At 70.1% G+C, this 25,899-nt stretch carries 22 protein-coding genes; 6 read left to right on the top strand and 16 right to left on the bottom strand.

The window, feature by feature from the left end:
• The first annotated feature begins 134 nt into the window (after positions 1 to 134).
• Positions 135 to 1,430, top strand: coding sequence for a D-arabinono-1,4-lactone oxidase (locus tag I4J89_RS27640; RefSeq protein WP_196417009.1), 1,296 nt, complete (start codon positions 135 to 137; stop codon positions 1,428 to 1,430).
• A 7-nt stretch (positions 1,431 to 1,437) separates the two neighbouring features.
• Here I4J89_RS27640 and topA read toward each other — a convergent pair whose 3' ends face one another.
• The 6 genes from topA to I4J89_RS27670 form a co-directional block, all read right to left on the bottom strand.
• Complete coding sequence (topA, locus tag I4J89_RS27645; RefSeq protein WP_196417010.1) at positions 1,438 to 4,257, bottom strand: type I DNA topoisomerase; 2,820 nt, start codon at positions 4,255 to 4,257, stop codon at positions 1,438 to 1,440.
• A 199-nt stretch (positions 4,258 to 4,456) separates the two neighbouring features.
• Positions 4,457 to 5,278: a hypothetical protein gene (locus I4J89_RS27650; RefSeq protein WP_196417011.1), complete on the bottom strand. Its 822-nt coding sequence runs from the start codon at positions 5,276 to 5,278 to the stop codon at positions 4,457 to 4,459.
• 21 nt (positions 5,279 to 5,299) lie between these two features.
• A complete protein-coding gene (locus I4J89_RS27655) occupies positions 5,300 to 5,830 on the bottom strand; it encodes a hypothetical protein (RefSeq protein ID WP_230859689.1) in 531 nt (176 codons plus the stop codon).
• A 140-nt stretch (positions 5,831 to 5,970) separates the two neighbouring features.
• A complete protein-coding gene (locus tag I4J89_RS27660) occupies positions 5,971 to 8,367 on the bottom strand; it encodes a sodium-translocating pyrophosphatase (protein WP_196417012.1) in 2,397 nt (798 codons plus the stop codon).
• 472 nt (positions 8,368 to 8,839) lie between these two features.
• Entirely contained in the window at positions 8,840 to 9,280 is a 441-nt protein-coding gene (locus tag I4J89_RS27665) for an ATP-binding protein (protein WP_196417013.1), read from the bottom strand.
• Positions 9,277 to 9,633 (bottom strand): STAS domain-containing protein, encoded by a 357-nt coding sequence (locus I4J89_RS27670; protein WP_196417014.1) that lies wholly within the window; start codon positions 9,631 to 9,633, stop codon positions 9,277 to 9,279. The genes I4J89_RS27665 and I4J89_RS27670 overlap by 4 nt, the downstream gene beginning before the upstream one ends.
• Positions 9,634 to 9,744: 111 nt before the next feature.
• Between I4J89_RS27670 and sftH the strand changes: the two genes are divergently transcribed.
• Positions 9,745 to 12,261, top strand: coding sequence for a DEAD/DEAH box helicase (gene sftH, locus I4J89_RS27675; RefSeq protein ID WP_309238505.1), 2,517 nt, complete (start codon positions 9,745 to 9,747; stop codon positions 12,259 to 12,261).
• A 190-nt stretch (positions 12,262 to 12,451) separates the two neighbouring features.
• Here sftH and I4J89_RS49890 read toward each other — a convergent pair whose 3' ends face one another.
• From I4J89_RS49890 to ssd, 8 genes are all read right to left on the bottom strand, one after another.
• On the bottom strand, positions 12,452 to 12,901 hold the full coding sequence (locus I4J89_RS49890; protein WP_196417015.1) for an Rv3654c family TadE-like protein: 450 nt from the start codon (positions 12,899 to 12,901) through the stop codon (positions 12,452 to 12,454).
• Positions 12,898 to 13,257 carry a TadE family type IV pilus minor pilin gene (locus I4J89_RS27685; RefSeq protein ID WP_196417016.1) on the bottom strand — a complete coding sequence of 120 codons (360 nt, stop codon included), beginning with the start codon at positions 13,255 to 13,257 and terminating at the stop codon, positions 12,898 to 12,900. Before I4J89_RS27685 ends, I4J89_RS49890 begins: the two co-directional genes overlap by 4 nt.
• Positions 13,254 to 13,382, bottom strand: a complete 129-nt coding sequence (locus I4J89_RS49895; RefSeq protein ID WP_230859732.1) for a DUF4244 domain-containing protein — start codon at positions 13,380 to 13,382, stop codon at positions 13,254 to 13,256. The genes I4J89_RS27685 and I4J89_RS49895 overlap by 4 nt, the downstream gene beginning before the upstream one ends.
• A 288-nt stretch (positions 13,383 to 13,670) precedes the next feature.
• Positions 13,671 to 14,348 (bottom strand): type II secretion system F family protein, encoded by a 678-nt coding sequence (locus tag I4J89_RS27695; RefSeq protein ID WP_196417156.1) that lies wholly within the window; start codon positions 14,346 to 14,348, stop codon positions 13,671 to 13,673.
• Between the two features lie 50 nt (positions 14,349 to 14,398).
• The gene (locus I4J89_RS27700) at positions 14,399 to 14,629 is read right to left on the bottom strand and encodes a hypothetical protein (protein WP_196417018.1); all 231 of its coding nucleotides are present in this window, start codon (positions 14,627 to 14,629) and stop codon (positions 14,399 to 14,401) included.
• Entirely contained in the window at positions 14,626 to 15,399 is a 774-nt protein-coding gene (locus I4J89_RS27705; RefSeq protein ID WP_230859691.1) for a type II secretion system F family protein, read from the bottom strand. The genes I4J89_RS27700 and I4J89_RS27705 overlap by 4 nt, the downstream gene beginning before the upstream one ends.
• Positions 15,396 to 16,586, bottom strand: a complete 1,191-nt coding sequence (locus tag I4J89_RS27710; RefSeq protein ID WP_196417019.1) for a TadA family conjugal transfer-associated ATPase — start codon at positions 16,584 to 16,586, stop codon at positions 15,396 to 15,398. Before I4J89_RS27710 ends, I4J89_RS27705 begins: the two co-directional genes overlap by 4 nt.
• On the bottom strand, positions 16,583 to 17,632 hold the full coding sequence (gene ssd, locus I4J89_RS27715) for a septum site-determining protein Ssd (protein ID WP_196417158.1): 1,050 nt from the start codon (positions 17,630 to 17,632) through the stop codon (positions 16,583 to 16,585). Before ssd ends, I4J89_RS27710 begins: the two co-directional genes overlap by 4 nt.
• Positions 17,633 to 17,864: 232 nt before the next feature.
• Here ssd and I4J89_RS27720 point away from each other — a divergent pair, with 232 nt between their 5' ends.
• Together I4J89_RS27720 and I4J89_RS27725 are read left to right on the top strand one after the other, a co-directional pair.
• Complete coding sequence (locus tag I4J89_RS27720) at positions 17,865 to 18,230, top strand: STAS domain-containing protein (protein ID WP_196417020.1); 366 nt, start codon at positions 17,865 to 17,867, stop codon at positions 18,228 to 18,230.
• 322 nt (positions 18,231 to 18,552) lie between these two features.
• On the top strand, positions 18,553 to 19,356 hold the full coding sequence (locus tag I4J89_RS27725; RefSeq protein ID WP_196417021.1) for an HAD family hydrolase: 804 nt from the start codon (positions 18,553 to 18,555) through the stop codon (positions 19,354 to 19,356).
• Positions 19,357 to 19,780: 424 nt separating this feature from the next.
• On the opposite strand, the gene I4J89_RS27730 is transcribed toward I4J89_RS27725, so the two are convergent.
• Together I4J89_RS27730 and I4J89_RS27735 are read right to left on the bottom strand one after the other, a co-directional pair.
• Entirely contained in the window at positions 19,781 to 20,254 is a 474-nt protein-coding gene (locus tag I4J89_RS27730) for a PH domain-containing protein (protein ID WP_196417022.1), read from the bottom strand.
• A 20-nt stretch (positions 20,255 to 20,274) separates the two neighbouring features.
• Positions 20,275 to 21,006, bottom strand: coding sequence for a Fic family protein (locus I4J89_RS27735; protein ID WP_309238506.1), 732 nt, complete (start codon positions 21,004 to 21,006; stop codon positions 20,275 to 20,277).
• 209 nt (positions 21,007 to 21,215) lie between these two features.
• On the opposite strand from I4J89_RS27735, the gene acs reads away from it, so the two are divergent.
• Positions 21,216 to 23,207 (top strand): acetate--CoA ligase, encoded by a 1,992-nt coding sequence (gene acs, locus I4J89_RS27740; protein ID WP_196417024.1) that lies wholly within the window; start codon positions 21,216 to 21,218, stop codon positions 23,205 to 23,207.
• Between the two features lie 249 nt (positions 23,208 to 23,456).
• Positions 23,457 to 25,847, top strand: coding sequence for an immune inhibitor A domain-containing protein (locus I4J89_RS27745; protein ID WP_196417159.1), 2,391 nt, complete (start codon positions 23,457 to 23,459; stop codon positions 25,845 to 25,847).
• Positions 25,848 to 25,899: the final 52 nt, after the last annotated feature.

The following is a 25,899-nucleotide window of genomic DNA, read 5'->3' on the forward strand; positions in this document are numbered from 1 at the left end:
AGAGAGATTTACTCACGAAGACAATGTCGTGAATAAATCTCAGTGATAAATCGAACGTTACTCGGATCAACGAGCGAGGCGCATCGACGGGACGCCAGGTACTGGTGTCCGCTCGGACGGAGGACAAGGCCGGAATGACTACACCCGCTAACTCCCGCCGCTGGACCAACTGGGGACGCAATCAGGAGTCGGTGGCAGAGGTGCTGACTCCCGGCTCCGCGGACGAGGTAGCCGCCCAAGTGAACCACGCCTCGGAAAGCGGCCGACGGATCAAAGTGGTCGGTAGCGGGCACTCCTTCACCGCCATCGCGGTGGCCGACGACCAGCGGATGCTCCTGCACCGGCTGACCGGACTCGTCTCTATCGACGGCCCGCTGGTGACCGTGCAGGCCGGCATGCCGCTGTCCACTCTGAACGCGCTGCTCGCCGAGCACGGGCTGGCCCTGCCGAACCTCGGCGACATCGACGCGCAGACCGTCGCCGGGGCCGTCTCCACCGGCACCCACGGCACCGGCGCCGGCCACTCCACCCTGGCGTCCTGCGTCGAGGCGGTGACGATGGTGACGGCAACCGGCAAGATCGAGAAGTTCACCGCCGACGCGCCGGAGTTCCAGGCGGTCCGGCTCGGGCTGGGCGCGCTCGGCGTACTGGTCGAGGTGACGTTGCGCTGCGTGCCCACCTTCACGCTGCTCGCCGACGAGCGGCCGATGGCACTGCCGGACGTGCTGGCCGGGCTCGACGAATGGATCGCCGGGAACGACCACGTCGAGTTCTTCTGGTATCCGTACACCGACCGGACCCACCTCAAGCGCAACAACCGGGTGCCCGAGAACGACCGGCCGCTGTCGGCGTTCCGGGGCTGGCTCGACGACGACTTCCTCTCCAACACCGTCTGGCAGGGTGTCTGCCGGCTCGGCCGGCGAGTGCCGGCCACGGTTCCGGCGCTCAGCGCGATGTCGGCCCGCGCGCTGAGCGCGCGGACCTACACCGGTCGCTCCGATGAGGTCTTCTGCTCGCCCCGGCGGGTCCGGTTCACCGAGATGGAGTACGAGATCCCGCGCGCCGCCCTCCCCGAGGTCCTCGACGCGCTGGCCGGCATCCTCGACCGGCTGCCGTTCAAGGTGCAGTTCCCGGTGGAGGTGCGGTTCACCGGCCCGGACGACATCTGGCTGTCGCACGGGTACGGCCGCGAGTCCGCCTACATCGCCGTGCACCAGTTCATCGGCAGCCCGTACGAGCCGTACTTCCGGGCCTTCGAAGCGGTCTGCGCACCACTGGGCGGCCGGCCGCACTGGGGAAAGCTGCACTACCGGGACGCGGAGTCACTGCGCTCGGCGTACCCCCGCTTCGACGACTTCCTGGCGGTGCGCGACCGCCTGGACCCGAATCGGGTTTTCACCAACGACTACCTGACCCGGGTCCTGGGCTAGTCGGCTCTCACTCGGCGGCCGAGGTCGCCTTCCGCGGCGCTGCCTTCTTCGCCGGAGCCGCCTTCTTCGCGGCCGCGGTCGTCCGCTTGGCCGCCGTGGTCTTCTTGGCCGCGGCGGTCTTCTTGGCCGGGGCCTTCTTGGCCGGCGTCTCGCCGTCCGCCGCGGTCTTCGCCGCGGCCTTCTTGGCGGGCGCCCGCTTTTTCGGCGCCGGGCCCTTCGCACGCTTCTCGGCGAGCATCTCCGACGCCTGCTCGAGGGTCAGCTCCTCCGGCGTCTGGTCGCGCCGCAGCGAGGCGTTGAACTCCCCGTCGGTCACGTAGGGACCGAACCGGCCGTCCTTGATCACCAGCGGCTTCTCGGTGGCCGGGTCGTTGCCCATCTCACGCAGCGGCGGCTTGGCGGTCCGGGACTGCCGGGTCTTCGGCGCGGCCAGCAGCGTCAACGCCTCGTCCAGCGTCACCGTGAACAGCTGGTCCTCGCTGCCGAGCGACCGGGAGTCGGTGCCGCGCGCGATGTACGGCCCGTAGCGCCCGTTGCGGGCGACGATCTCGTTGCCGTCGGCGTCCTTGCCCACCACCCGGGGCAGCGAGAGCAGCTGCAACGCCTGCTCCAGCGTGATCGTCTGGGTGGACTGGGTCTTGAACAGCGACGAGCTGCGCTCACCGCTCTGCACGTACGGCCCGTAGCGGCCGGACTTGACGGTCACCGGCTCGCCGGTGACCGGGTCGTCGCCGAGGGTCTTGTCGCCGTTACCGGCCAGGAAGAGCTCCTCGACCTTCTCCGGTGTCAGCTCGTCGGGCGCCAGGCCCTCGGGCACCGAAGCGCGGTCCTCCGCCGACTCCTCGGTCGTGTCCGGCGACTGCCGCTGCAGGTACGGCCCGAACCGGCCGACCCGGACCACGACCGTGCGGCCCTGCTCGTCGGTGTAGAGCGGGATCGAGTTGACCGTCCGCGCGTCGATCGCGCTGAGGTTCTCGGTGACCATCTTCTTCAGGCCGCCGGCCTTGGCGATCGAGTCGTCCGCCCCGCTGGTCTCGCTGCCGAAGTAGAAGGAGGTCAGGAAGTCCAGCTGGGTGTAGTCGCCGGAGGCGATGTCGTCGAGCTGGCCCTCCATCGCGGCGGTGAAGTTGTAGTCCACCAGTCGCGGGTAGTGCCCCTCGAGCAGGCCGATCACGGCGAACGCCAGGAACGACGGGACCATGGCCTGGCCCCGCTTCTCCACGTAGCCGCGATCCTGGATGGTCCGCATGATCGACTCGTACGTGGAAGGCCGGCCGATGCCCAGCTCTTCCAGGGCCTTGACCAGCGAGGCCTCGGTGTAGCGGGCCGGCGGTGAGGTGTTGTGACCCACCGCGTTCAGCTCGTCGGCGGTCAGCGGCTGGTCCTTGACCAGGTTCGGCAGGCGGCGCTCGGCGTCCTCGGCCTCGGCGTTCTCGTCGTCGGACGATTCCACGTAGGCGCGCAGGAAGCCCGGGTCGGTGATGGTCTTGCCGGAGGCGCCGAAGTCAACCTCCTCCTGCGCGGTCGAGATGGCCCGGATCCGGATGCTCACCGAGTTGCCGACCGCGTCGGTCATCTGCGACGCGATGGTGCGGCGCCAGATCAGCTCGTAGAGCTTGAACTCGTCGGTGTTCAGCTGCTTGGCGACCTCACCGGGGGTCCGGAAGTTGTCCCCGGCTGGTCGGATCGCCTCGTGCGCCTCCTGCGCGTTCTTCGCCTTGGTGGTGTAGCGGCGCGGCTGCGGCGGCACGCTGGCCGCACCGTACAGATCGGCGATCTGCCGGCGGGCGGCGGCGATGGCCGTCTCGGAGAGGTTCACCGAGTCGGTACGCATATAGGTGATGTAACCGTTCTCGTACAGCTTCTGCGCGGTGCGCATCGTCTGCGAGGAGGAGAACCGCAGCTTGCGGGCCGCTTCCTGCTGCAACGTCGAGGTGATGAACGGCGCGTACGGCCGGCGCCGGTACGGCTTCTCCTCGACCCGGGTGACGGTGAACGGCCGGCCCTCCAGCCGGGCGGCCAGGCCCCGGGCACCGTCCGCGTCCAGGTGCACCACGGTCGAGCCGGACTTGACCTGGCCGGTGGTCGGCTCGAAGTCCTTGCCGGTGGCGATCCGGTCGCCGCCCAGCGCGATCAGGGTGGCCTGGAAGGTCCGCGGACCCTCGATCCGCCCCTGCACGGCGAGCGTGGCCAGGATGTCCCAGTACTCCGCCGAGCGGAACGCCATCCGCTGGCGCTCCCGCTCGACCACGATCCGCGTCGCCACGGACTGCACCCGGCCGGCCGAGAGCTTCGGGCGCACCTTCTTCCACAGGACCGGGCTGACCTCGTAGCCGTACAGCCGGTCCAGGATGCGGCGAGCCTCCTGGGCGTCCACCAGGTCGCGGTCGATGTCACGCGGGTTGGAGACGGCGGCCTGGATGGCCGGCTTGGTGATCTCGTGGAAGACCATCCGCTTGACCGGGACCTTGGGCTTGATCGTCTCGATCAGGTGCCAGGCGATCGCCTCGCCCTCGCGGTCCTCATCGGTGGCGAGGAAGATCTCGTCCACCTCGCGGGCCAGTTTCCGCAGCTTGGCGATCTGCTGCTTGCGGTCCGCGGAGATCACGTAGAGGGGCTGGAAGCCGTTGTCGACGTTCACGCCGAGCTTCGCCCACGCCTCACCCTCGTACTCCGCGGGGATGTCGGCGGCGTTACGAGGCAGGTCACGGACATGGCCGATGGAAGCCTCGACGAGATAGTCGGGGCCCAGATAACCGGCGATCGTCTTGGCCTTCGACGGAGACTCGACGATGACCAGACGGGTCGTCCTGGCGTCACTCGGCACGGCACTCCCAATTTCGTTGCGATCCTCGGCGCTCTCCGTCTTGCCCGGCAGAGCACAGACGTTCAACGTAACGCGCCGGACGAGCCCACATTCCCCGGGAACCCCGCAGTCGGATGGTAACGGCCCGGCCACCGCATGCGTCCGACCGCGACACCGTACACCGGGAAGACGTTGTTATGTCGGACACAATCAAGGAAGATCACGCAGCTGCGCCGCCGGGCCATGATTCCTCCGGCGCCGCAGGTGGGCGCTCTCCGACCAGCTCGGCGAGCCGGCGCAGACGCCGGCGGCCGGAGATCAGATAGAACCGTCCGTCATCCGACACGCGGCCGGCCAGACCGGCCCGGACCAGCGCCGCTTCCACCGGAAGCCGGTCTTTTCCGAGATCCAGGCCGAGTGCGTAACCGCCGGGCCGGGGATCGCCCGCGGCGGCCACCCAGAGACGCAGCCGGGGTCCGCTCAGGAAGAGCTGAGCGGCGGCCGCCGGCCAGGCACGGGCCAGGCCATTCAACCGCTGGGAGTACGCCGTACGCACTTCGAAGATCTGCCGGGGTGGCTCCGGATCGGCCTCGGCTTCGGGTTCCGTGACTTTCGCCGCATCGGGCTCGACGGGCGGCTCCGTGGCGCCCGGTTCGTCGCTCTTCGGGTGTTTCGGCCCGTCGATCACCTCTGACTGGATCGAGGGCTCGTCCTCCCGTACCCCATCGGGGTTTTCCGTCACCGGAGCCCAACCGGCTGCAAGGCCGCGCGCGACCAGCTCGCCGACCAGGACATGCACCCGCCAGGCGGCATCGACGCGAACCGTGACCCGCGCTGTGCCGCCCATCCGGCCGAGCCGGCCGGGGCCGGCGAGCAAGCCGGCCAGATCGGCCGGCGAGGGCTCGGTGGTCTCGGCGCCGAACATCGACAGCTGGCGGCCCGCCTCCCGGCTCGCCGCGCCACGCTGAGGATGCCTTTTCGCCACCGGGACCGGAGGAGGAAGCACCTCGCGCGGTATCAGCGGCCAGCCGGTCTCGGTCATCTCACTGACATTCAGGTCATCTCACTGACATTCCGGCAGTGAGTCGAAGGCCTGTCTCAGCTCGATCGACTCCAGTGTCTTGGTGTCGAGGCTGCTCTCCTCATATTCCGCGGTGAGGCGCTCGACCACCTTGCTCACCTCGGCGTAGAACGCCTTGGCCGGGCTGGTGGCGAGGGCCTGGATGCCGTTGCGCGCATGGCCGTAGGCATCCCGGATGCCGGCGAGCGAGCCGATGAAGCCCTGCGCGATCTCGTCACCCTTGTCCACGTCGGGGACGCCGGCACGCTCCACGTCGCGACGGGCCTCCTCGCTCGCGGTCGCGGCACCGTCGAAGAGCCGGGCCAGGTTCTCTTTCGCCTGGCCGGGCGTGGTCTTCGTGGTCATCTGCTGCTGGGTCCGGCTGGTGAGGGTGTCGATCTCGCTGCGCCACGGGTTGAGTGCGGTGCAGACCAGCGCCGCCCAGGCCTGTGGTCCGGGTTGCCCGGAACAGGCGCCCAGCGGCACGGCGAGCACGAGGGCGAGAGCCAGGGAGATCGGTCGGACCGCGCGCATGGGAAGCAGCGTACGACTACGGTCCGACACTCCACACGCCTCGATCGAGTCAAAGCGAAAGGGCACCCGGAACCGGGTGCCCTTTCGTCCTTTTCAGATCTTTCGATGGGCTTTTCTTCGAGTCTCCGCCGCGGGACGGCTCAGCTGACGTTGTCCTTGATCCGGGACGCCTGCTCTTCCCGGGAGTCCGGCGCGGCATTCGCCGTGCCGACGGCGCCGGCGTCGTCACCCATGGAGATCGGCTTGCGCTTGCTCCAGATCACCGCGGCGCTGACGATCGCGACCGCAAGGACCGCGATGCCGACCCGCGCGCCGACGCTGGCGTCCACGCCGTAGCTCAACGTCACGACGGCCGGCGCGATCAGCAGCGAGACCAAGTTCATCACCTTGAGCAGCGGGTTGATCGCCGGACCGGCGGTGTCCTTGAACGGGTCACCGACCGTGTCACCGATCACCGTGGCGGCGTGCGCCTCGGAGCCCTTGCCACCGAAGGCGCCGTCCTCGACCAGCTTCTTCGCGTTGTCCCACGCGCCGCCGGAGTTGGACAGGAAGACCGCCATCAGTGTGCCGGTACCGATCGCACCGGCCAGGTACGCGGCCAGGGCGCCCGGGCCCAGCCCGAAGCCCACCGCGATCGGCGCCAGGATCGCCAGCAGACCGGGGGTGAGCAGCTCGCGCTGCGCGTCCCGGGTGCAGATGTCGACGACCCGGCCGTACTCCGGACGCTGGGTGCCGTCCATGATCCCCGGGAACTCGCGGAACTGGCGGCGGACCTCCATCACCACGGCACCCGCCGAGCGGGAGACCGCGTTGATCGCCAGACCGGAGAAGAGGAACACCACGGCCGCACCGATCAGCAGACCGACCAGGGCGCGCGGGTTCGAGATGTTCAGCTGGTCCAGGATCTCGGCCCCGACGTCCCGCACACCCGCGTCGGCCATCGAGCTGGCCAGGCTGTTGGTGTACGAGCCGAACAGCGCCGTCGCGGCGAGGACCGCGGTGGCGATCGCGATGCCCTTGGTGATCGCCTTCGTGGTGTTGCCGACCGCGTCCAGCTCGGTGAGGATCTGCGCCCCGCGCTCGTCGACGTCGCCGGACATCTCGGCGATGCCCTGCGCGTTGTCCGAGATCGGGCCGAAGGTGTCCATCGCCACGATGACGCCCACCGTGGTCAACAGACCGGTGCCGGCCAGCGCCACCGCGAACAGCGACAGCGTCAGCGACGAGCCACCGAGCAGGAAGGCGCCGAAGACACCGGCGCCGAGCAGCAGCGCCGAGTAGACCGCCGACTCCAGGCCGACGCTGATGCCGGCCAGGATCACGGTGGCCGCGCCGGTCTGCGACGACTTGCCGATGTCCTGCACCGGGCGCCGGTTGGTCTCGGTGAAGTAGCCGGTCAGCGCCTGGATGGCGGCGGCCAGCACGATGCCGATCACGACCGCGCCGATCGCCACCAACTGCGGGTTCTGGCCACTGGCCAGGATGTCCTCGGCGATGCCGGTGTCGCCGAACTCGGCGAAGTTGTCCGGCAGGTAGAGGAAGCTGACCACGGTGACGGCGATTGCCGAGATCGCGGCCGAGATGTAGAAGGCCCGGTTGATCGCGGTGAGGCCGTTGCGGTCACTCGCCCGCAGACGAGTGATGAAGACACCGATGATCGCGATGACCACACCGATCGTGGAGACGATCAGCGGGAAGATCAGGCCGTCCTGGCCGAACGCCGCGGAGCCGAGGATCAGTGCGGCGACCAGGGTGACCGCGTACGACTCGAAGAGGTCGGCCGCCATACCGGCACAGTCACCGACGTTGTCGCCCACGTTGTCCGCGATGGTGGCGGCGTTACGCGGGTCGTCCTCCGGGATGCCCTGCTCGACCTTGCCGACCAGGTCGGCGCCGACGTCCGCGGCCTTGGTGAAGATGCCGCCGCCGACCCGCATGAACATGGCGAGCAGCGCGGCGCCGAAGCCGAAGCCCTCGAGCACGGTGGGCGCGTCACTGTTGAAGATCAGCACGACCAGCGCGCCACCGAAGAGGCCGAGGCCGACGGTGAGGAAGCCGACCACACCACCGGTACGGAAGGCGATGCCCATCGCCTTCTCCCGGCCACCGGACTCACCGGCCGCCGCGGCCACCCGCAGGTTCGCGCGGGTCGCCAGCGCCATGCCGGCCCCACCGATGAACGAGCTGAACAGGGCGCCCACGATGAAGAAGGCCGACCGGCCGATCTTCACCAAGGTTTCGTTCTCAGTCGCGTGCACCGGCAACAGGAACAGCAGGACGACCGCGATCACCACGAAGATCGCCAGTGTTCTGAACTGGCGGATCAGGTATGCCGAGGCGCCCTCCTGCACGGCGCCCGCGATCTCCTGCATCTTCGGTGTGCCGCGCGCGGTACGCAGCACGGATTGCACGAACATCGCAGCGAAGCCGAGCGCCACCAGGGCGAACACCAACGCGACGATGACGAAAGTGACGTTTGATCCGCTGAGGGACGCTCCGCCGCCCTCGGCGGCGAGGTCTATCGAGGTCCCGGACATCAATGTCCTCCTGTACACCGAACGCACCCGGCCGGCTGACGAAACCTGCCGGGCGCCTCCCCGGGGAGCCGGGGAATGACCGACCAGACCCGCGGACGCGGGACCAGCAGTAGCTGACAACTCGCGTACTGTATAGGCCCCACGTGGCGGTCGTCACACGTGGCCCCGGCCGTGTCGCGGTGATGTTCACCGCTGTGTTAGCGCCACCGCGAACGGGTATAGGGCGCGGTTGATCTCTCGCCGCAGGTCGGCGGGCGTGCGGGGTCCAGCTTGCTGGGTGATCGTTGATCTCGGCGGGATTGGCCGCGAGGGTTCCCGCTTTCGGGGGTGTCGGTTCATCCGGGGCGCGCTTGTCGTTGATCCGGGACGCGTTTTTCGGCCGGCGGGCTTTTCGGCCGGCGGGCCTTCTAGCCGGCTAGCTTTTCGGCCGGCGGGCCTTCTAGCCGGCTAGCTTTCTAGCCGGCCGGCTTTTTCAGCGGCGCGCTACTGGCCAGATCATGCGGACCTCGGTGCCTGGGCCGTCCTCGACCGGGCGCACCTGGAGGTCGTCGACGAAACCGGCGAGCAGGGCGAAACCGACGCCTGTGGTCAGCGCGTCGTCGGTCAGCGACTCGTCGGCGAGTTCGTCCGGAGGCAGTTTCGCCAGACCCACGCTCGCCTCGATCGGGGCGTGGTCGATGACCCGGACGGTGTACGAGTCCGAGTCGGACATCTCGACGGTGACCAGGTCGGCGAGGCCGTACTGCCGGTGCAGGGTGACCGCCCGGGTGCACGCCTCACCGATCGCGAGCCGCACCTCGTCGAGCAACTCCTCGGCGACCCCCGCACGTCTGGCGACCGCTACGCCGACGAGCCGGGCGGTGCGCACGTGCACCGGCGCCGGCGAGAAGGAGAGCCGAACAGTCGCCATCACGAAGCTGGACCGCTGCCGTCGCGTTCGGTGGCCGCTTCAACCGTCGGAAAGATCGGAAAAACCTGGTCCAACGCGGTGATCCGGAAAATCTTGAGCAACGGCTCCTTGGCACACACGAGACCGAACGTCCCCTGCGCGGTCCGCAGCCGTTTGAGGGCGCCGACGAGCACACCGAGACCGGTCGAGTCGAGGAACTCGACCCGCTCCAGATCGACGACGACGTCACGGGCGCCGGCATCCACCAGCTCGATGAGACGCTCACGCAGCCTGGGGGCGGTGTAGACGTCCACCTCGCCACCGACCTCGAGCACGGTGTGCTCGGCGACGGTACGGGTCGCCAGCGACAGCTCCATCGGTCCTCCTCCCTAGATCTCCCCCGCGAAATCTAACCACCGACGGGAACGGCGCGACGCGTGGCACCCACCGTCCTACCCGTTTGAGGTTCGGGGCATACCGGTGTCAGAGTGCAATGCGTGACGTTCACCGCCTTCGGTCCTGCTGAGCTGTTGCATCGGCTGCGGGCCCGAGAGTCCGCGGCGGCGGTGTCCCCGATCACACACATCGAGCGGGTGCCAGCCCGGGCCGGGCGCGCGACGCCATGGCCCACGTGGACCGACCCCACGGTGCGTGACGCCTTCATCGCACAGGGGATCGCCGCGCCGTGGGAACATCAGGCGGCCGCCGCCACCCTCGCCTGGGAGGGCACGCACGTCGTGCTGGCCACCGGCACCGCCTCGGGGAAGTCCCTCGGGTACCAGCTGCCCGCGCTCAATGCGCTCGCCACGGACCCTAAGGCGACGGTGCTGTATCTGTCACCCACCAAGGCACTCGCGGCTGACCAGTTGCGGGGAATTGTCCGGCTTGGGATGGATGGTGTGCGCCCGTCGACGTACGACGGTGACACCCCGCGCGAGGAACGCGAGTGGATCCGGCAGCACGCGCGGTTCGTGCTGACCAACCCCGACATGCTGCATCACGCCATGCTGCCCGGTCACGCCCGATGGGCGGCCTTCTTCCGGAGACTCGCGTACGTGGTGGTCGACGAATGCCACACGTACCGCGGCGTGTTCGGCTCGCACGTGGCCCACGTCCTGCGGCGGCTGCGCCGATCCGCGACCCGGTACGGCAGCTCGCCGACGTTCGTCCTCGCCTCCGCGACCTCGGGTGATCCGGCCGGGACGGCATCCCGCTTGATCGGGCTGCCAGTGGTGGCGGTGACCGAGGATGCTTCGCCGCGTGGTGCTGTGACGTTCGCCCTGTGGGAGCCGCCGTTGCTGCCGGCCTCAACCGTGTCCCTGCCTGCGCAGGCCGGCTCAGCTTCCGTGCCCGCGCCGGCCTCCAGATCCGCGGCCCCGCATTCATGGCCGCCTGCGCCCACGTCTCCATCGGCGGCCTCGCACTCGTCCCTACCTGCGCCCGCGTCTCCATCCGCGGCCTCGCACTCGTCCCTGCCCGCGCCGTCGTTCTCGGAGGCGCTCGTCGATGTGGAGATGCCGCCGATCCGGCGGTCGGCGCTGCGGGAGACTGCCGACCTGCTCGCCGACGCGGTCGCGGTCGGCACCCGGACGCTCGCCTTCGTGCGGTCCCGGCGAGGTGCCGAGGTGGTCGCCGCCATGACCCGGCGGGCCCTCGACGAGGCGGTTCCCGGGCTCGGCGACCGGGTCGCCGCGTATCGGGCGGGCTACCTGCGGGAGGATCGGCGGGCGATCGAACAGGCCCTGCTCTCCGGCGAACTGCTCGCCCTGGCGTCCACCAACGCGCTCGAACTCGGCGTCGACCTGGTCGGCCTGGACGCCGTACTGATCTGCGGTTATCCGGGCACCCGGGCGTCGCTCTGGCAGCAGGCGGGGCGGGCCGGACGAGCCGGCGGTGAGGCGCTCGCGGTCCTGATCGCCCGGGACGATCCGCTGGACACCTACCTGGTGCACCACCCAGAGGCGGTATTCGGCCGTCCGGTCGAGGCGACGGTGCTGGACCCGTCGAACCCGTACGTCCTGGGCCCGCAACTCTGCTGTGCCGCCTCGGAGGCACCGCTCACCCACGCCGACCTCGACCTGTTCGGCGGCGAGGGGGCGGCCGCGGCGGCCCGGGCCCTGACCGCCGAGGGTGTGCTGCGGCAACGCCCATCCGGCTGGTACTGGACCCACCGGGGCCGGCCCGAGGTGGACCTGCGCGGCACCGGCGGCACACCGGTCGCGGTGGTCGAGTCGTCCACGGGCCGGCTGCTAGGCACGGTGGACCCCGGTTCGTCGCATGTGATGCTGCACGCGGGTGCGGTCTACCTGCATCAGGGCGTCTCCTACGTGGTGGACGACCTGGATCTCGACGACGCGGTCGCCTTGGTCCACCAGGAGGAGCCGGACTGGACCACTCACGCCCGGGATGTGACAAACCTCTCAGTGGTCGGCGTCCGCTCGTACGTGGACGCCGGCCCGGTCGGCCTCTTCTTCGGCGAGGTGGACGTGACCAACCAGGTCGTCTCGTACCAGCGGCGGCGCATCGGCAGCGGCGAGATCATCGACACCCGGCCGCTGGACCTGCCGGTACGCGAGCTCCGCACAATGGCCGTCTGGTTCACCGTGTCGCCGGAGTCCCTGGTAGCCGCCGGCGTGGAGCCCGCCGACTTCCCGGGTGCCCTGCACGCCGCCGAGCACGCCGGAATCGGCCTCCTCCCGCTGATCGCCACCTGCGACCGGTGGGATATCGGCGGTCTCTCCACGGCCAACCACGCGGACACCGAGGCGCCCACCGTCTTCGTCTACGACGGCCATCCCGGCGGGGCGGGGTTCGCGGAGCGGGCGTACGGAACCGCCGCCGAGTGGCTGCGAGCCACCCGCGAGGCGATCGCGTCATGCGTCTGCGAGGTCGGGTGCCCGTCCTGCGTGCAGTCACCCAAATGCGGAAACGGCAACAACCCCCTTAACAAGCCGGACGCGGTGAAGGTCCTGGATACAGTGCTCGCCGCCCTCCCACCGGCCTGACCTGGCCAGGCAGCTCGGACGCGGTTCTACGCTGCCCGCGCCGACTGACTCGCCACAGGGCTACAGACATCGTTCCCGCCGGACTGGCCAGTGACAGCTATGGGACACCGTTCCCGCCGGCCCGCCGGGCTGACCGCCAGGACGACTCCGGACGCCGTTCTCGCCGCGGCCGGCCGATGATCGACCGGCCTCAGCTCGCCGATATCGGGCCGGCCCGTGCCGCTGCCGCGGCCACACCGGAGATGCCCGGCCACGGGCTTACCGCCACCTCGACGCGAATCACAATCTCCAGGCCCGACACCGTGCAGGCGGACATTCGGGCGCCGTTCGCGGACGCGTACCGGGCCGCCTCGGCACAGGCCACCCCCTCGCCCTCGAGCACCCGCTGAGCTCCGGCCAGCGCGCCGAGGTCGGCCGCGTTGCTCGCCTCGTGCCGTGCCACCCGGGCGGACCCAACCGCCGCGCCGGCCATTCCGGCCGCCACCAGGAACAGCCCCACCCCCAGCACGAAGATCGACGCGGCACCCCGATCAGGCTCTCGCCACCTCGGCTGAGGCGGAGACGGCTGAGGCGGAGACGGCTGAGGCGGAGACGGCTGAGGCGGAGACGGTCCTGCGCCGGCCCACCGGGGCGGCGTCACAGCGGGACCGCCTCGGGTTCGCGCGCCGCGACGGCCGTAGCTCGCACGGTGATGCCCGGCAGGCGCCCGCCGAACATGCTTACGCCGGCCGAGACCACCGCGGTCACGCTGTCCGCGCCTTCGGAGACCTGGATGTCCGCACCGTCCGGCGCGGTCTCGGCCGCCGATCGCGATGTCTCACCACGAGCCGCGGCCAGTGCGGCCTCCCGTGCGGCGTCCAGACATTGCGCCTGGTGCATCACGGCTGACACCGCCGCGATCCCGGCGAACAGCAACAGCATGAGCGCCGGCAGCCCGGCCGCGAGCTCGGCGGTGAAGGCGCCCCGGTCCCGGCCGGGCCACCGGCGCCCGCTCACTTCAGCGCCCGGCCGATGATCCCGGTGAGTGCCGACTGCACTGTGCTACTCGAAATGACCTTGAGCAGGACACCGGCGAAGGCGACCGCGGCGAGCGTGCCGACGGCGTACTCAGCGGTACTCATTCCGGCGTCGGCCGCTTCCGCTCGCAGTCGCCGGAAGTTGGCGATGAGTTTGTACACGTGGACCTCCTCAGTTGGGCGGTGCGGCGCGCCCGTCACGCCACACCTCGGGCAGCGATGCGGCGGCATTGCGGAACCGCACCACGAATTCGGTGGCGCAGCGCCGGCATCCCGCGCGGAACCGCACCACAGGGTTAGCGGCGCAGCACCGGCGAGGACCGCACCACCGGTCGGCGATGTGGCGCCTGGCGCGCCGCACCAGGTGGTGCGGCTCGAAGCCGCACCACGGATTCACAGGACGTCGCCGAGTACGGCGACCAGCACCGGCACCAGGCCGGCGAGCAGGAAGGCCGGCAGGAAGCACAGCCCGAGTGGCAGGACGATCAGGACCCCGGCCCGCTGGGCGGCGGCCTCGGCCGCGACCGCGCGATCCGAGCGCAGGTCGGCGGCGAGACGTTCGAGAGCCCCGGCAAGCGCACCGCCGCTGGCGCTCGAGCGGACCGCCGCCGCGACGAGCCGCTCGGCGCCGGTCACGTCGGAGAGATGGGCCCAGGCCTCGGCCGGGCCCGCACCGAGCCGCAGTGAACGAGCGATGCGCTGGAGCCGAGCGCCAAGCGGGCCACCCATGGCATCCGCCACCGCGGCCGCCGCACGGTCCACCGGCGCGCCCGCACGTAACGCCGCCGCCAGCAGATCCGCGGCGAGCGGCAGGTCGGCCAGCGCGCGCAGGCGCTCACGCCGGACCTCGGCCGGTTCCCGACGCCGCAGGAAGCGCTCGGCGCCGAGCCCCGCGCCCAGACCCATCGGGATGCCCCACCACGTCCCGACGAACCCGGCGACAGTCAGCCCGGCAAACGCCGCGAGGAGTAGCCGAGTCCGGCGATCAGTCGTCCCGGCCGGTGTCGCACTCGGCTTGGGCCGGACGCGGGACAGCCGGCGTCCGGCCGGCTTGCGACCCGCGAGGGGCATCGCGAGCAGGGCGGCGGCCACGGCAGTGCAGGCGGTGACGACAAGGGCTGTCACTGACGCACCCCCACTCGGCCGGGCACGGGGTCGACCGGCCCGTCCCGGCCGGCGCGAGCAGGTGGCAAGACGGCGGTCCCGTTCAGCGCCCGGCACCCGGCGGTCACCGCGGTCACGCCGATCAGCGCCGCAGCGCAGCACTCCCGCAACGGAACCCGGACCGGCCCGCCCCGCCGCAACAGCTCGGCCGCCCCGCACGAGACAGCGGACGGCTCGGCCCGATTCATCGGCCCAGCCCATCCGTGAGCTGCTGCGCCCACCGCAGCCCGCCGCATTGCAGCGCCACCGCGACCACCGCGCATCCCGCGCCCACCGGCGTACGCAACAGCACGTGAAGCGGGTCCGCACCGATCGCGTAACCGAGCCCGATCCCGCCCACCGGCAACGCCGCCAGCAACAACGCCGTCGCCTGGGCCCCGGCCGCCTGCGCCAGGGCCGCCTTGGCCGCCCGATCACCGGTACGAGCGTCGGCCTCGATCCGCTCCAAAAGGTCAGCGGCCGGCGCCCCGGTCTGCTCGGCAAGGCGCCACACCGCCCCCGCAAGACTCCCGATCCGCTCGTCCCCGTCGAGTTCGGAGCCGATCGGAGCGCCCTCGACCCCGCCCGCCACCACAGCGGGCGGTGCCCCGGCTCGCAACTCCGCGACCAGAGAACTGAGCCCATCGAGAGCCGCCGCACGTCCGGCCGCGACGCGCTTCCGACCGGCCCGGCGGGCCAGCTCACGGGCGCCCAGACCGGCGTAGACGGCCGCGACCAGCGCGGCCACCGGCCCGCCGGCCAACAGCGCCACTCCGGCGGCCAGCGCCGACATGCCCAGCGCCGCTCGCCGAGGTGATCTGGGCACGAGCTCCGCCCCGATCCGCCGGAGCCGCACATAGTCGACCCCGATGCGGCCCGAGGCCCGCCTCCGCCCCGGCAGTCGGTCCCGGGCCGAGCCGGCCGGCCAGGCGACCACCAAAGCACCAGCCAACAGCGCCGCTGCCAAAGCCCAGATCATGCCGCCCACCCCGCAGCCGGAACGGCACGGAGAAGAGCCGGCACCGGAACACCCCGCTCTACGAGCAACCGAGCCAGTACACCGGCCCCGGGCCCGGCACCGTCACCCCGCTGCCACGCCGGTACGACCGTGGCGAGCCGCTCCTCCCCCGACGGCGTCAACACGCTGATCGACTCCAAGAGCCGGCCCTGAGCCGTACGCCGTACCTGAAGCACCACCTGGAGGGCCGCCAGCACCTGGGCGTGCAGGGCGGCTCGCGGCAGCCCGCCGAGCATGCCCAGCGCCTCCAGCCGAGCCGGTACGTCACCCGGCGCATTGGCGTGCAGAGTCCCGGCGCCACCGTCGTGCCCGGTGTTGAGCGCGCCGAGAAGGTCCACGATCTCGGCGCCCCGGCACTCCCCGATCACCAGCCGGTCCGGGCGCATCCGCAGCGCCTGCCGGACCAGGTCGGTCAAACCGATCGCACCGGCACCCTCCACATTGGCGGTACGCGCCTGCAACGCCACCACGTGCGGATGCACCGGCCGAAGTTCCGCGGCGTCCTCGACCAGCACGATCCGCTCGCTCGGCGGGACCAGACCCAGCAGGGTCGACAGCAGCGTGGTCTTGCCGCTGCCGGTGCCGCCGGTCACCAGGTACGCCAGCCGCGCCGCCACCACCCCGGACAGCACCGCGGCGGCGTCCGGGTCGACCGTCCCGTGGGACACCAGGTCGTCCAGGCTGAACGGCCGCTGCCGGAAGGTCCGCAACGACAGGTACGGCCCCTCGGTCGCGACCGGCGGCAGCACCGCGTGCAGCCGGGTGCCGTCGGGGAGCCGCGCGTCCGCGTACGGCTGCCCGTCGTCGAGTCGCCGTCCGCAGGCCGCCACGAGGCGTTGCGCGAGTCGGCGTACCTCATCCGGGTCGTTGAAGCGGACGGCCGCGCGTTGCAGGCCGGCGCCGCGATCCACCCAGACCTGCAGGTTGTTGACCAGGACGTCGGTGACCTCCGGATCAGCGAGCAGCGGCGCCAGCGGGCCCGCGCCGATCAGCTGGTCGCGGATCTGGTCGGCGAGGCGCAGCACGGCCGTGTCGCCGAGCACTCCGCGCTCCCGGCGAACCGCACTGACCACGGCGGCCGGCGTCGCCTCGGTCCCCTCGTACGCGAACTGCCGCCGCACTCGATCCACCACCGGTTCGGCGCTCATGCCGCCGCCTGCGAGCCGGCCGTACGCATCAGGTCCTCGATCAGCCGCAGGCAGAGTTCGGCGAGTGGGCCCTTGCCGTCCGTTGTCGGCGCCGTGCCCCGTTCCATCGCCTGGCACATCGCCGGCTCCGGTCGCAGCGTCCCGGCCAGCGGAAGGCCCAGCGCCTGCGCGATCTCCCGGGCCCGGAGCCGTCCCGGCGCCGGTCCGCGCACGACGACGGCGAGGTTGTCGCAGTGCGGCGCCACCGTCGCCGCGATCCGCACCGCCGACGCGGCGGCCCGCAGCTCGGCCGGCACGACCAGCAGGGTCCGGTCGGCCGCCTGGAGGGTCAGCACCGCCGCGTCGTCGAGCTGGCGCGGCAGGTCGGCGACGATCACGTCCCGGCCGCGCCGGGCAGCGTCAAGCGTCGCCGCCATCGCCTCCGCCGGTATGCCGAGCAGTTCCTCCCGGTCGAAGGAGAGCAGCACCAGGTCACCGCGCCGGGGAAGGGAGCTGATCAGGGTCGGCGGGTCCACCCGGCCGTCGGCTCCGGCGAGCGCACGCCAGCGCAGCCCGTCCACCTCTTCCCAGCCGAGCGCCAAATCCAGCCCGCCGCCGAGTGGGTCCGCGTCGACGAGCAGGGTGCGGTGTCCCGCACGTACCGCCGTGGTCGCGAGCCCAGCCGAAAGAATGCTGGCGCCGGCCCCGCCGCGCCCGCCGATCACCGCGATCGTGCGTGCGGTGGCGGCCGCGGCCGGTCGTCCGGTGAACTGGTCCACCACCCATGGCTCGGCCGTCGGCAGGACCGCGACGTGCTCGGCTCCGAGCAACTGGGAGATGTCCCAGGCGCTCGCGACGGCCTCGTCCCGGCCGACCACGATGACCCGGGGCCGGCGTGGCAGGCGGGCACGCAGGCAGGCCGCGGTCTGGTCGGCGCCGATCAGGACGAGCGGCGCGCCCGAGTAGCGGGCCCGGGCGGCCGACGGGTCGGACGCCACGTCGATCTCGGCGCCGCCCGCTGCGGCGAGCCGGAGCAGATCGTCGAGCAGGTCCGGGTCGGCGGTCACGACCAGGGGACGGCGTGGGGCGGGCATCACTGGCCTCCAGCGGGACGCGGCGGTTTGAGGCGCCCACCGTCGCCGGGCCGGACGGGTCCCAGCAACGGTTCATCCGCTCCGCTGTGGATATCGTCGGTGCCTGTGGACAGGCCTTCGCCGGACGGGTTGATCTGCTAGGCGCAACGATTGGTACGGACCCGGTTGGGTATCGTTGACGCCGACACGGACCGATGGAGTTGGCATGGATGAATCGATCCGGACCACGCTCGGCGACGACGGCGCGGTCACCGTCACCGTGCTGGGCGAGATCGATTTCTCGAATGCGGACGAGGTGGCCCTGGGGATCCGCGATGCCGTCATGGACTGGTCCCCGACGATCGTCCTGGTGGATCTGCGCGACGCCTCGTTCATCGACTCGACCGGGCTGGGCGCGCTGATCGAGGGCTATCGGGCCGCGACGGACCGCGACATCGACTTCGTGGTCGTCAATCCGAGTGAGACGTTCCGGCGGGTGCTGACGGTGACCGGGCTCGCCGATTTCTTCGGCCTGACCGAGCCGGCGGAGACATCCCTCGACGCCGAGTCCGCCCAGGCCACCGGCTCCTAAGGGAACGACCCCCGTCGGGGGAGACGGGGGTCGTCCTGGGATTCGGCTCCGGGGGGGTCGAGCCGAATCAACTCGGCAATCGCGGGGGGCGCGATCACCGAGGGCCAGCGGTTCATCAGAAGTTCACCAGACGCGACGGTAACAACACTCTTCCCGCCAGCAAACACAAGTCTGCCTCAGAATCAGGTCCGGCGTCGAGTACCGAATGTCGCCGGATGCCACGCTCCCTGCCCGTCTGACCGTTTTCACAGCGCGTCACCACCGCGCGCGTCGCACGAGCGGGGCGACGGGCACTAGCGTCTTGCGGCTACACTTTCGGCCCGTGGGCCTCAGCGCCGCCTTTTTCGACCTCGATAAGACCGTCATCGCGAAATCCAGCGCCCTGGCTTTCGGACGGCCGTTCTACCGTGACGGCCTGATCAGCCGGCGTGACGTCGTCAAGTCCGCCTATGCCCAACTGATGTTCCGGCTCGGCGGCGGCACCGACGAGCAGGCCATGGCGCGCACCCGTGACTATCTGGCCGCCCTCTGCAAGGGCTGGCGGGTGGAGCAGGTCCAGCAGATCGTCGCCGAGACGCTCAACGACCTGATTAATCCGTATGTCTACGCCGAGGCCGCCGCGCTCATCGCCGAGCACCAGGCCGCCGGCCGCGACGTCGTGCTGGTCTCCGCCTCCGGCGACGAGATGGTCCGGCCGATCGGCGCACTTCTCGGCATCACCGACATCATCGCCACCCGGATGGCCATCGTCGACGGCCGCTACAGCGGCGAGGTCGAGTTCTACGCGGCCGGCCCGGCCAAGGTGGTCGGCGTCCGGGAACTCGCCGTCGCCCGCGGCTACGACCTCACCGAGTGCTACGCCTACTCGGACTCGAGCAGCGATCTGCCCCTACTGGAAGCGGTGGGTCACCCGAGCACCGTCAACCCGGACCGCGCGCTGCGCCGAGTGGCCCTCGAGCGTTCCTGGCCGGTCCTGGAGTTCCGCAACCCCGTACCTCTGGGCAGGCGCCTCCGCGACCGCCCGGCGGTGCCGGTCGCCGCTGCCGCGCTCGGCGTGGGCGTCGGCGTCGCCATCGGCTTCGCCATCTACGGCCGCCACCGCCGCACGCGCGCCGCAGTGGCATAAAAACCCTTCTCGGTACGCGTGATCGACCGTCCCCAAAACCCACCACGCCGTCCCGCCACGGCCACGCGGCCCACCGCCCGCTCCCGGCCGAAACGCGGCCGCCGGGAAACAGCACGGGCTCAGTGAGCAGCATGAATGGCATTGGTCTGAGTAATAGGGGTACGCCAGGTTTGCCGGGCTGATACCTGGCGATCATGTACGAAGCGGCGTAGAAATGACTCGCGGGCCCGAGTTAATCGGGCACCGTGCACGGCCACCGGGAACCCACGCGCGATCAGCCACGGCAGGCACGTTGCGGCGGGACCTCTGCCCGATATCTGGGTGGCTGGACCGTCGACAACGACCCAGGTGCACGCTTGATAACCCGGTCTGGACGCGCACAGCCGGCGCCCCTCCAGGGACGCCGGCTCTTATCGTTCCCGGGCTACCGTGCCGAGGCCAGGTGTCGATTGCGGATCTCCTGGTACACGGCACGGAAGAGCTTCGGCCGGGAGTGGAAGTCCACTCCCTGGGCCCAGAGCTCGGTGTTGACCGTGGCACCGTCGTGCCGCTCGATCAGAACCGTCATCCCGCTCTCGATCTTCCAGGGACCGACGCGATGGGTGGCGCGGTGCAGGTGCACCCCGGCGATCTCCCGCCACCGCAGGACCCGTGAGCGCATCAGCCCGCGGATCAGCACGCCGTCGGCACTGACGTAGACACCGTGCTGAAGGATTCGCCACGTTCCGATCACCCAGAGCGCCGCCACCAGCCCGGCGACCGCCCGGACCCCGTGTCCGATCAGGTCGAAATGCTGGACCGTCGCCCAGGTCAGGAACGCCAGCGCGGCTGCTTCCCAGCCGATCACCAGCCAGCGGCCGGTCCCGGGCGGGTACGGGCGGATCCAGTTCTCTCCCACGCAGAGAAGTATGCCGCCGTTCAGACGGTCGCCAGGACACCGTCCCCGATTACCACAATCTCCTCGGCCCCGGCCGTGATCGCCGCCGCGTAGTGGCGCAGCCACGATCGCACTCCGTCCGGCGTACCGGTGGCATAGGCGCCGGCCGAGCCCACGTACTCGGGCTCGCGGTTGAGATGACCCACTTCGGCGGTGACCAGACCGCGGGGGTCGAAGCCGCGCCCGATCAGGGTGAGGCGTGCTGCTGCCCGGGCCACCACACCGGCCGGCCCGGCGAAGGGCCGCAGGGTGAGCAGTTCGGCGTGCACGATCGCGGCGAGCAGCAGCGGCGGGGTCTCCTCGTTGCCCGCCACCAGGCCGGCGAGTGCGTCGATCCGCTCGGCGCCGGAGGTGAGGCGGCCCAGATCGTGATCGTGGACGACGCCTCGGGCGGCGAGGACATGCAGTTTCGCGAGGACCTGGCGGGGAGCCCGGGGCCAGAGGTCGACCAGCCCGCCGAGCGATTCGGCGACCCGCAGGGCGCCTTGGACGACCGGATCGGTGACGGTTCCGCCGCGTACCTCATCAAGGTCGTAGCTGCTGCCCTCCAGCGCGGCGCTCGCGACCGCGGCCCGGAGGCTGGCCTCCGCCGCGACCTGACCGCCGTGCCGGCGCAGGGATCGATGCCGCATCGCGGCGTCGACGGAATCACGGGCTTCGGCGAAGGCGGGCGCGACGTCAGCGAGGTCGAGCAACGGGGCGAGTGGATCCACGTGAACACGGTAGCTGGTAAAAGACCTGCAACACGGGGTGCACAAACGAGCTTGGAACTGGCAAGATTCGCGCAAGAGCGATCATCGTCTCGCCAGTCGGCGCGCGTACGGCACCATCGGGCGCGCACCGCCACACAGACCTTCGCCGGATCCCCCGGCAGAACTAGTGTGCAACGAAAAGACCCCGGTCAGGCAGAGGAGCCGCCCTCATGAGCGAGACACTGGAGAATCTGTACTCCGAGACGCGGCAGTTCCCGCCGCCCGCAGACCTGGCGGCGAACGCCAACGTCAAGGCCGAGGCGTACGAGGAGGCCGCGTCCGACCGGCTCGCCTTCTGGGCTCGCCAGGCCGAGCGACTGACCTGGGCGAAGCCGTGGAACCAGGTACTGGACTGGTCCAACCCGCCGTTCGCGAAATGGTTCGTCGGCGGCGAGCTGAACATCGCGTACAACTGCGTGGACCGCCACGTCGAGGCGGGACTCGGCGACAAGGTGGCGATCCACTGGGAGGGTGAGCCCGGGGACACCCGCGCTGTCACGTACGCCGAATTGTTGAAATCGGTCAGCCAGGCCGCCAACACGCTAACCGAGCTCGGGGTCGCCGCAGGCGACCGCGTGATGATCTACCTGCCGATGATCCCGGAAGCCGCGGTAGCGATGCTCGCCTGCGCCCGGATCGGTGCGACGCACAGCGTCGTGTTCGGCGGTTTCTCGGTGGACGCGCTGGCCACCCGGATCGAGGACGCCGCGGCCAAGGTCGTGATCACCGCGGACGGTGGGTACCGACGGGGCAAGCCGTCGGCGCTCAAGCCGACCGTGGACGAGGCCGTGGCGCGCACCGGCAGCATCGAGCACGTGCTGGTGGTCCGCCGCACCGGCCAGGACGTCGCCTGGACCGACAAGGACAAGTGGTGGCACGAGACGGTCGAGCAGGCCGACGCTTCGCATGTCGCGCAGCCGTTCGACTCCGAGCACCCGCTGTTCATCCTCTACACCTCGGGCACGACCGGTAAGCCGAAGGGCATCCTGCACACCACCGGCGGCTACCTGACCCAGACCTCCTACACCCACCACGCGGTCTTCGACCTCAAGCCGGAGACCGACGTCTACTGGTGCACCGCGGACATCGGCTGGGTGACCGGCCACTCCTACATCGTCTACGGCCCGCTCTCCAACGGCGCCACCCAGGTGATGTACGAGGGCACGCCGGACACCCCGGACCGCGGCCGGTTCTGGCAGATCGTCGACAAGTACAAGGTGTCGATCCTCTACACCGCCCCGACACTGATCCGCACCATGATGAAGTGGGGCGACGACATCCCCGCCAAGTACGACCTGTCGTCGCTGCGCGTCCTGGGCAGCGTCGGTGAGCCGATCAACCCCGAGGCCTGGATGTGGTACCGGGAGCACGTCGGCCGCGAGCGCGCCCCGATCGTGGACACCTGGTGGCAGACCGAGACCGGCGCGATCATGATCTCGCCGCTGCCCGGCGTGACCTCGGCCAAGCCCGGCTCGGCGATGACCCCGCTGCCGGGCATCAGCGCCGACGTGGTCGACGACCAGGCGCAGTCGGTACCGGACGGCGGCGGTGGTTTCCTGGTGCTGCGTGAGCCGTGGCCGTCGATGCTGCGCACCATCTGGGGCGACGACCAGCGGTTCCTGGACACGTACTGGTCGCGGTTCGGAGCCGGCTCCGACTCCTCGTCCTCCGACGAGTGGATCTATTTCGCCGGCGACGGCGCGAAGAAGGACGAGGACGGCTCGCTCTGGCTGCTCGGCCGGGTCGACGACGTCATGCTGGTCTCCGGTCACAACATCTCCACCACCGAGGTGGAGTCGGCACTGGTGTCGCACCCGTCGGTGGCCGAGGCGGCCGTGGTCGGCGCCACCGACCCGACCACCGGGCAGGCGATCGTCGCGTTCACCATCCCGCGCGGCAATGTGGACACTTCAGGCGATGCGGGCGAAGAGCTCATCAAGGACCTGCGCAACCACGTCGCCAAGACGCTCGGGCCGATCGCCAAGCCGCGTCAGATCATGCTCGTCCCCGAGCTGCCCAAGACCCGCTCCGGCAAGATCATGCGGCGGCTGCTGCGGGACGTCGCGGAGAACCGATCGCTGGGCGACGTGACGACGCTGCAGGACTCGGCCGTGATGGACCTGATCTCCTCCGGGATGCAGTCGGGCAAGTCCGAAGACTGACCGACCGCTGTCCATAAAGGCTGGTGGCGCGCTTGCGCCGCCAGCCTTTCGGCTTTCCCGGGGCACGCGATGTTATGACCTTGCCATAACACATAACTGTTGGTCATCAATCTCGTCGCCATCTCGCACGCATCAGTTGGTTTGCATACGTTCACCTACAGTCCCGAACCCCGGGGCCGTTTGACGCCGGTCCGCTACACCCAGCGACCGGCCGCGTAAACGGAGGTAAACGTAGTGCGCAAGGTGGTCGTGGGACTGCTTGGCGCCGCGATGGTCACGAGCGTCGGAGCCATGGCTCCGTCCGTGGCTGTGGCAGCGCCACCGTCAGGCCGGACTCCAGCAACAGAGGCCGAGGACTCGCGCCCGGCCGATGACCTGCCGCACCCTCTCGAGGACAAGCGCCGCGCTCTGCGCGAGCAGGCGGTCTCCGAGGTGGTCAGCGGGGACGCCAAGGTTGAGACCCGCAACGGCAGCAAGGTGGTCAACCTGGGCCGGACGTACGGAAACGGCGGCTTCGGCCATCCCGGCAAGAACCAGTACGTCGAGCTCGAACGCAAGCAGACCGACCGGATCTTCGTAATCCTGACCGAGTTCGGCAACGAGCGTCACCCGGACTTCCCGGACAAGGACACGACGCCGCAGTTTGCGGGCCCCGCGACGTTCGACGGTCCTCTGCACAACGCCATCCCGGAGCCAGACCGCACGGTCGACAACTCCACCATCTGGCAGAAGGACTACTCGCAGGAGTACTACCAGAAGCTGTACTTCGGCACCGGCAAGAACGTCGAGTCGGTCAAGACCTACTTCGAGACTCAATCGTCCGGTCGCTACAGCGTCGACGGCAAGGTCACCGACTGGGTCAAGGTCAAGTACAACGAGGGCCGCTACGGGCGGTCCAACGACAACCCGGCAGACGCCAACGGGGACGACCCGGCCGTCTGCGCCAGCAGCAACTGCCAGAACGTCTGGGCACTCGTGCGCGACGCCGCCACCCAGTGGGTCGCGGACCAGCAGGCCGCCGGCAAGACCGACGCCGAGATCGCGGCGGACATGAAGTCGTTCGACCAGCACGACCGGTACGACTTCGACGGCGACGGCAACTTCAACGAATCGGACGGCTACATCGACCACTTCCAGATCGTCCACTCCGGCGGTGACCAGGCCGACGGTGACCCGTGGCAGGGTGAGGACGCGATCTGGAGCCACCGCTGGTACGCGTACGTGACCGACCAGGGCCGCACCGGCCCGGCCGGCAACCTGCTCGGCGGCACCCAGATCGGCAACACCGGCATCTGGATCGGTGACTACACCGTCCAGCCGGAGAACGGCGGCCTCAGCGTTTTCGTGCACGAGTACGCGCACGACCTCGGCCTGCCGGATGACTACGACACCAGTGGTCTGGGCGACAACAACAGCGAGTACTGGACGCTGATGGCGCAGAGCCGCCTCGGCGCCAAGGGCGACCAGGGCATCGGCACCCGCCCGGGTGACCTCGGTGCCTGGAACAAGCTCCAGCTCGGCTGGCTCGACTACGAGTCGGTGGACGCGGGCAAGAAGAAGATCGTCAAGCTCGGCCCGGAGGAATACAACACCGAGAAGAAGCAGGCTCTGGTGGTCAACCTTCCGGACAAGAAAGTCACCCGGGACCTGGGCCAGCCGGCCGCCGGAGCGAAGCAGTTCTTCTCCGGCAACGCCGACAACCTGAAGAACTCGCTCTCCAAGACGGTCGACCTCACCGGCAAGTCCACGGCGAGTTTGACGCTCAAGGGCCGGTACGCGATCGAGGCCGAGTACGACTATCTCTACTTCGAGGCGTCGACCGACGGCGGAGCGACCTGGACCAAGCTCGACGGCACCGTGGCCGGTGCACCGTTCGTGAAGGACGGCAGCGGTAGCCCGGCGATCAGCGGCACCAGCGACAACGCCTGGGTCGACATCGCGGTCCCGCTGGACGCGTACGCGGGCAAGAAAATCGACCTCCGTCTGTACTACGTGACCGACGGCGGCGTCTCCGAGGGTGGCTTCTTCGGTGACGAGCTGACCGTCACGGCCGACGGCGTGGCCGAGGTCGACGGCGCCGAGAGCACCTCCACCTGGACCCTCGACGGGTTCAGCATCGTCGCCGCCACGGCTACCGACAGCTTCAAGCACTACTACATCGCCGGCTACCGGAGCTACACCTCGTACGACAAGTACCTGGCGACCGGCCCGTACAACTTCGGCTGGGCGGACACCAAGCCGGACTGGGTGGAGCACTACAACTACCAGACCGGCCTGCTGATCTCCTACTGGGACACTTCCCAGGCGGACAACAACACCAACGTGCACCCGGGCGAGGGGCTCAACCTCTACATCGACGCGCACCCGAAGCCGCTGATGAACCCCACCGGGGTTCCGTGGCGGTCCCGTGTCCAGGTCTACGACGCTCCGTTCAGCCTCTACCCGACCGACGGGATGAAGCTGCACCTGAACGGCGCGGAGTCGGTCATCAAGCCGCAGCTCGGTGACCCGATCTTCAACGACAAGGACAAGTACTTCTACGAGGAGCTGCCGAACCACGGCGTCAAGCTGCCGGCGCTCGGCGTCAAGATCGCCGTCCTGACTCAGGTCGGCACCTCGATGAACGTCGCCGTCTACTGAGCCGACGTTTCCGCGGCGCCCGGGGAGTTCGCTCCCCGGGCGCCGCCCCCTT

It is taken from the genome of Actinoplanes aureus, from assembly GCF_015704865.1.
Classification (GTDB): domain Bacteria; phylum Actinomycetota; class Actinomycetes; order Mycobacteriales; family Micromonosporaceae; genus Actinoplanes; species Actinoplanes aureus.

Excerpts from the sequence above, each read along its gene's own strand:
- I4J89_RS27640 (WP_196417009.1), top strand. The coding sequence starts at position 135 with ATGACTACACCCGCTAACTCCCGCCGCTGGACCAACTGGGGACGCAAT.
- I4J89_RS27650 (WP_196417011.1), bottom strand. The coding sequence starts at position 5,278 with ATGACCGAGACCGGCTGGCCGCTGATACCGCGCGAGGTGCTTCCTCCT.
- I4J89_RS27655 (WP_230859689.1), bottom strand. The coding sequence starts at position 5,830 with ATGCGCGCGGTCCGACCGATCTCCCTGGCTCTCGCCCTCGTGCTCGCC.
- I4J89_RS27660 (WP_196417012.1), bottom strand. The coding sequence starts at position 8,367 with ATGTCCGGGACCTCGATAGACCTCGCCGCCGAGGGCGGCGGAGCGTCC.
- I4J89_RS27670 (WP_196417014.1), bottom strand. The coding sequence starts at position 9,633 with ATGGAGCTGTCGCTGGCGACCCGTACCGTCGCCGAGCACACCGTGCTC.
- I4J89_RS49895 (WP_230859732.1), bottom strand. The coding sequence starts at position 13,382 with ATGAGTACCGCTGAGTACGCCGTCGGCACGCTCGCCGCGGTCGCCTTC.
- I4J89_RS27695 (WP_196417156.1), bottom strand. The coding sequence starts at position 14,348 with ATGCCCCTCGCGGGTCGCAAGCCGGCCGGACGCCGGCTGTCCCGCGTC.
- I4J89_RS27700 (WP_196417018.1), bottom strand. The coding sequence starts at position 14,629 with ATGAATCGGGCCGAGCCGTCCGCTGTCTCGTGCGGGGCGGCCGAGCTG.
- I4J89_RS27705 (WP_230859691.1), bottom strand. The coding sequence starts at position 15,399 with ATGATCTGGGCTTTGGCAGCGGCGCTGTTGGCTGGTGCTTTGGTGGTC.
- I4J89_RS27710 (WP_196417019.1), bottom strand. The coding sequence starts at position 16,586 with ATGAGCGCCGAACCGGTGGTGGATCGAGTGCGGCGGCAGTTCGCGTAC.
- I4J89_RS27720 (WP_196417020.1), top strand. The coding sequence starts at position 17,865 with ATGGATGAATCGATCCGGACCACGCTCGGCGACGACGGCGCGGTCACC.
- acs (WP_196417024.1), top strand. The coding sequence starts at position 21,216 with ATGAGCGAGACACTGGAGAATCTGTACTCCGAGACGCGGCAGTTCCCG.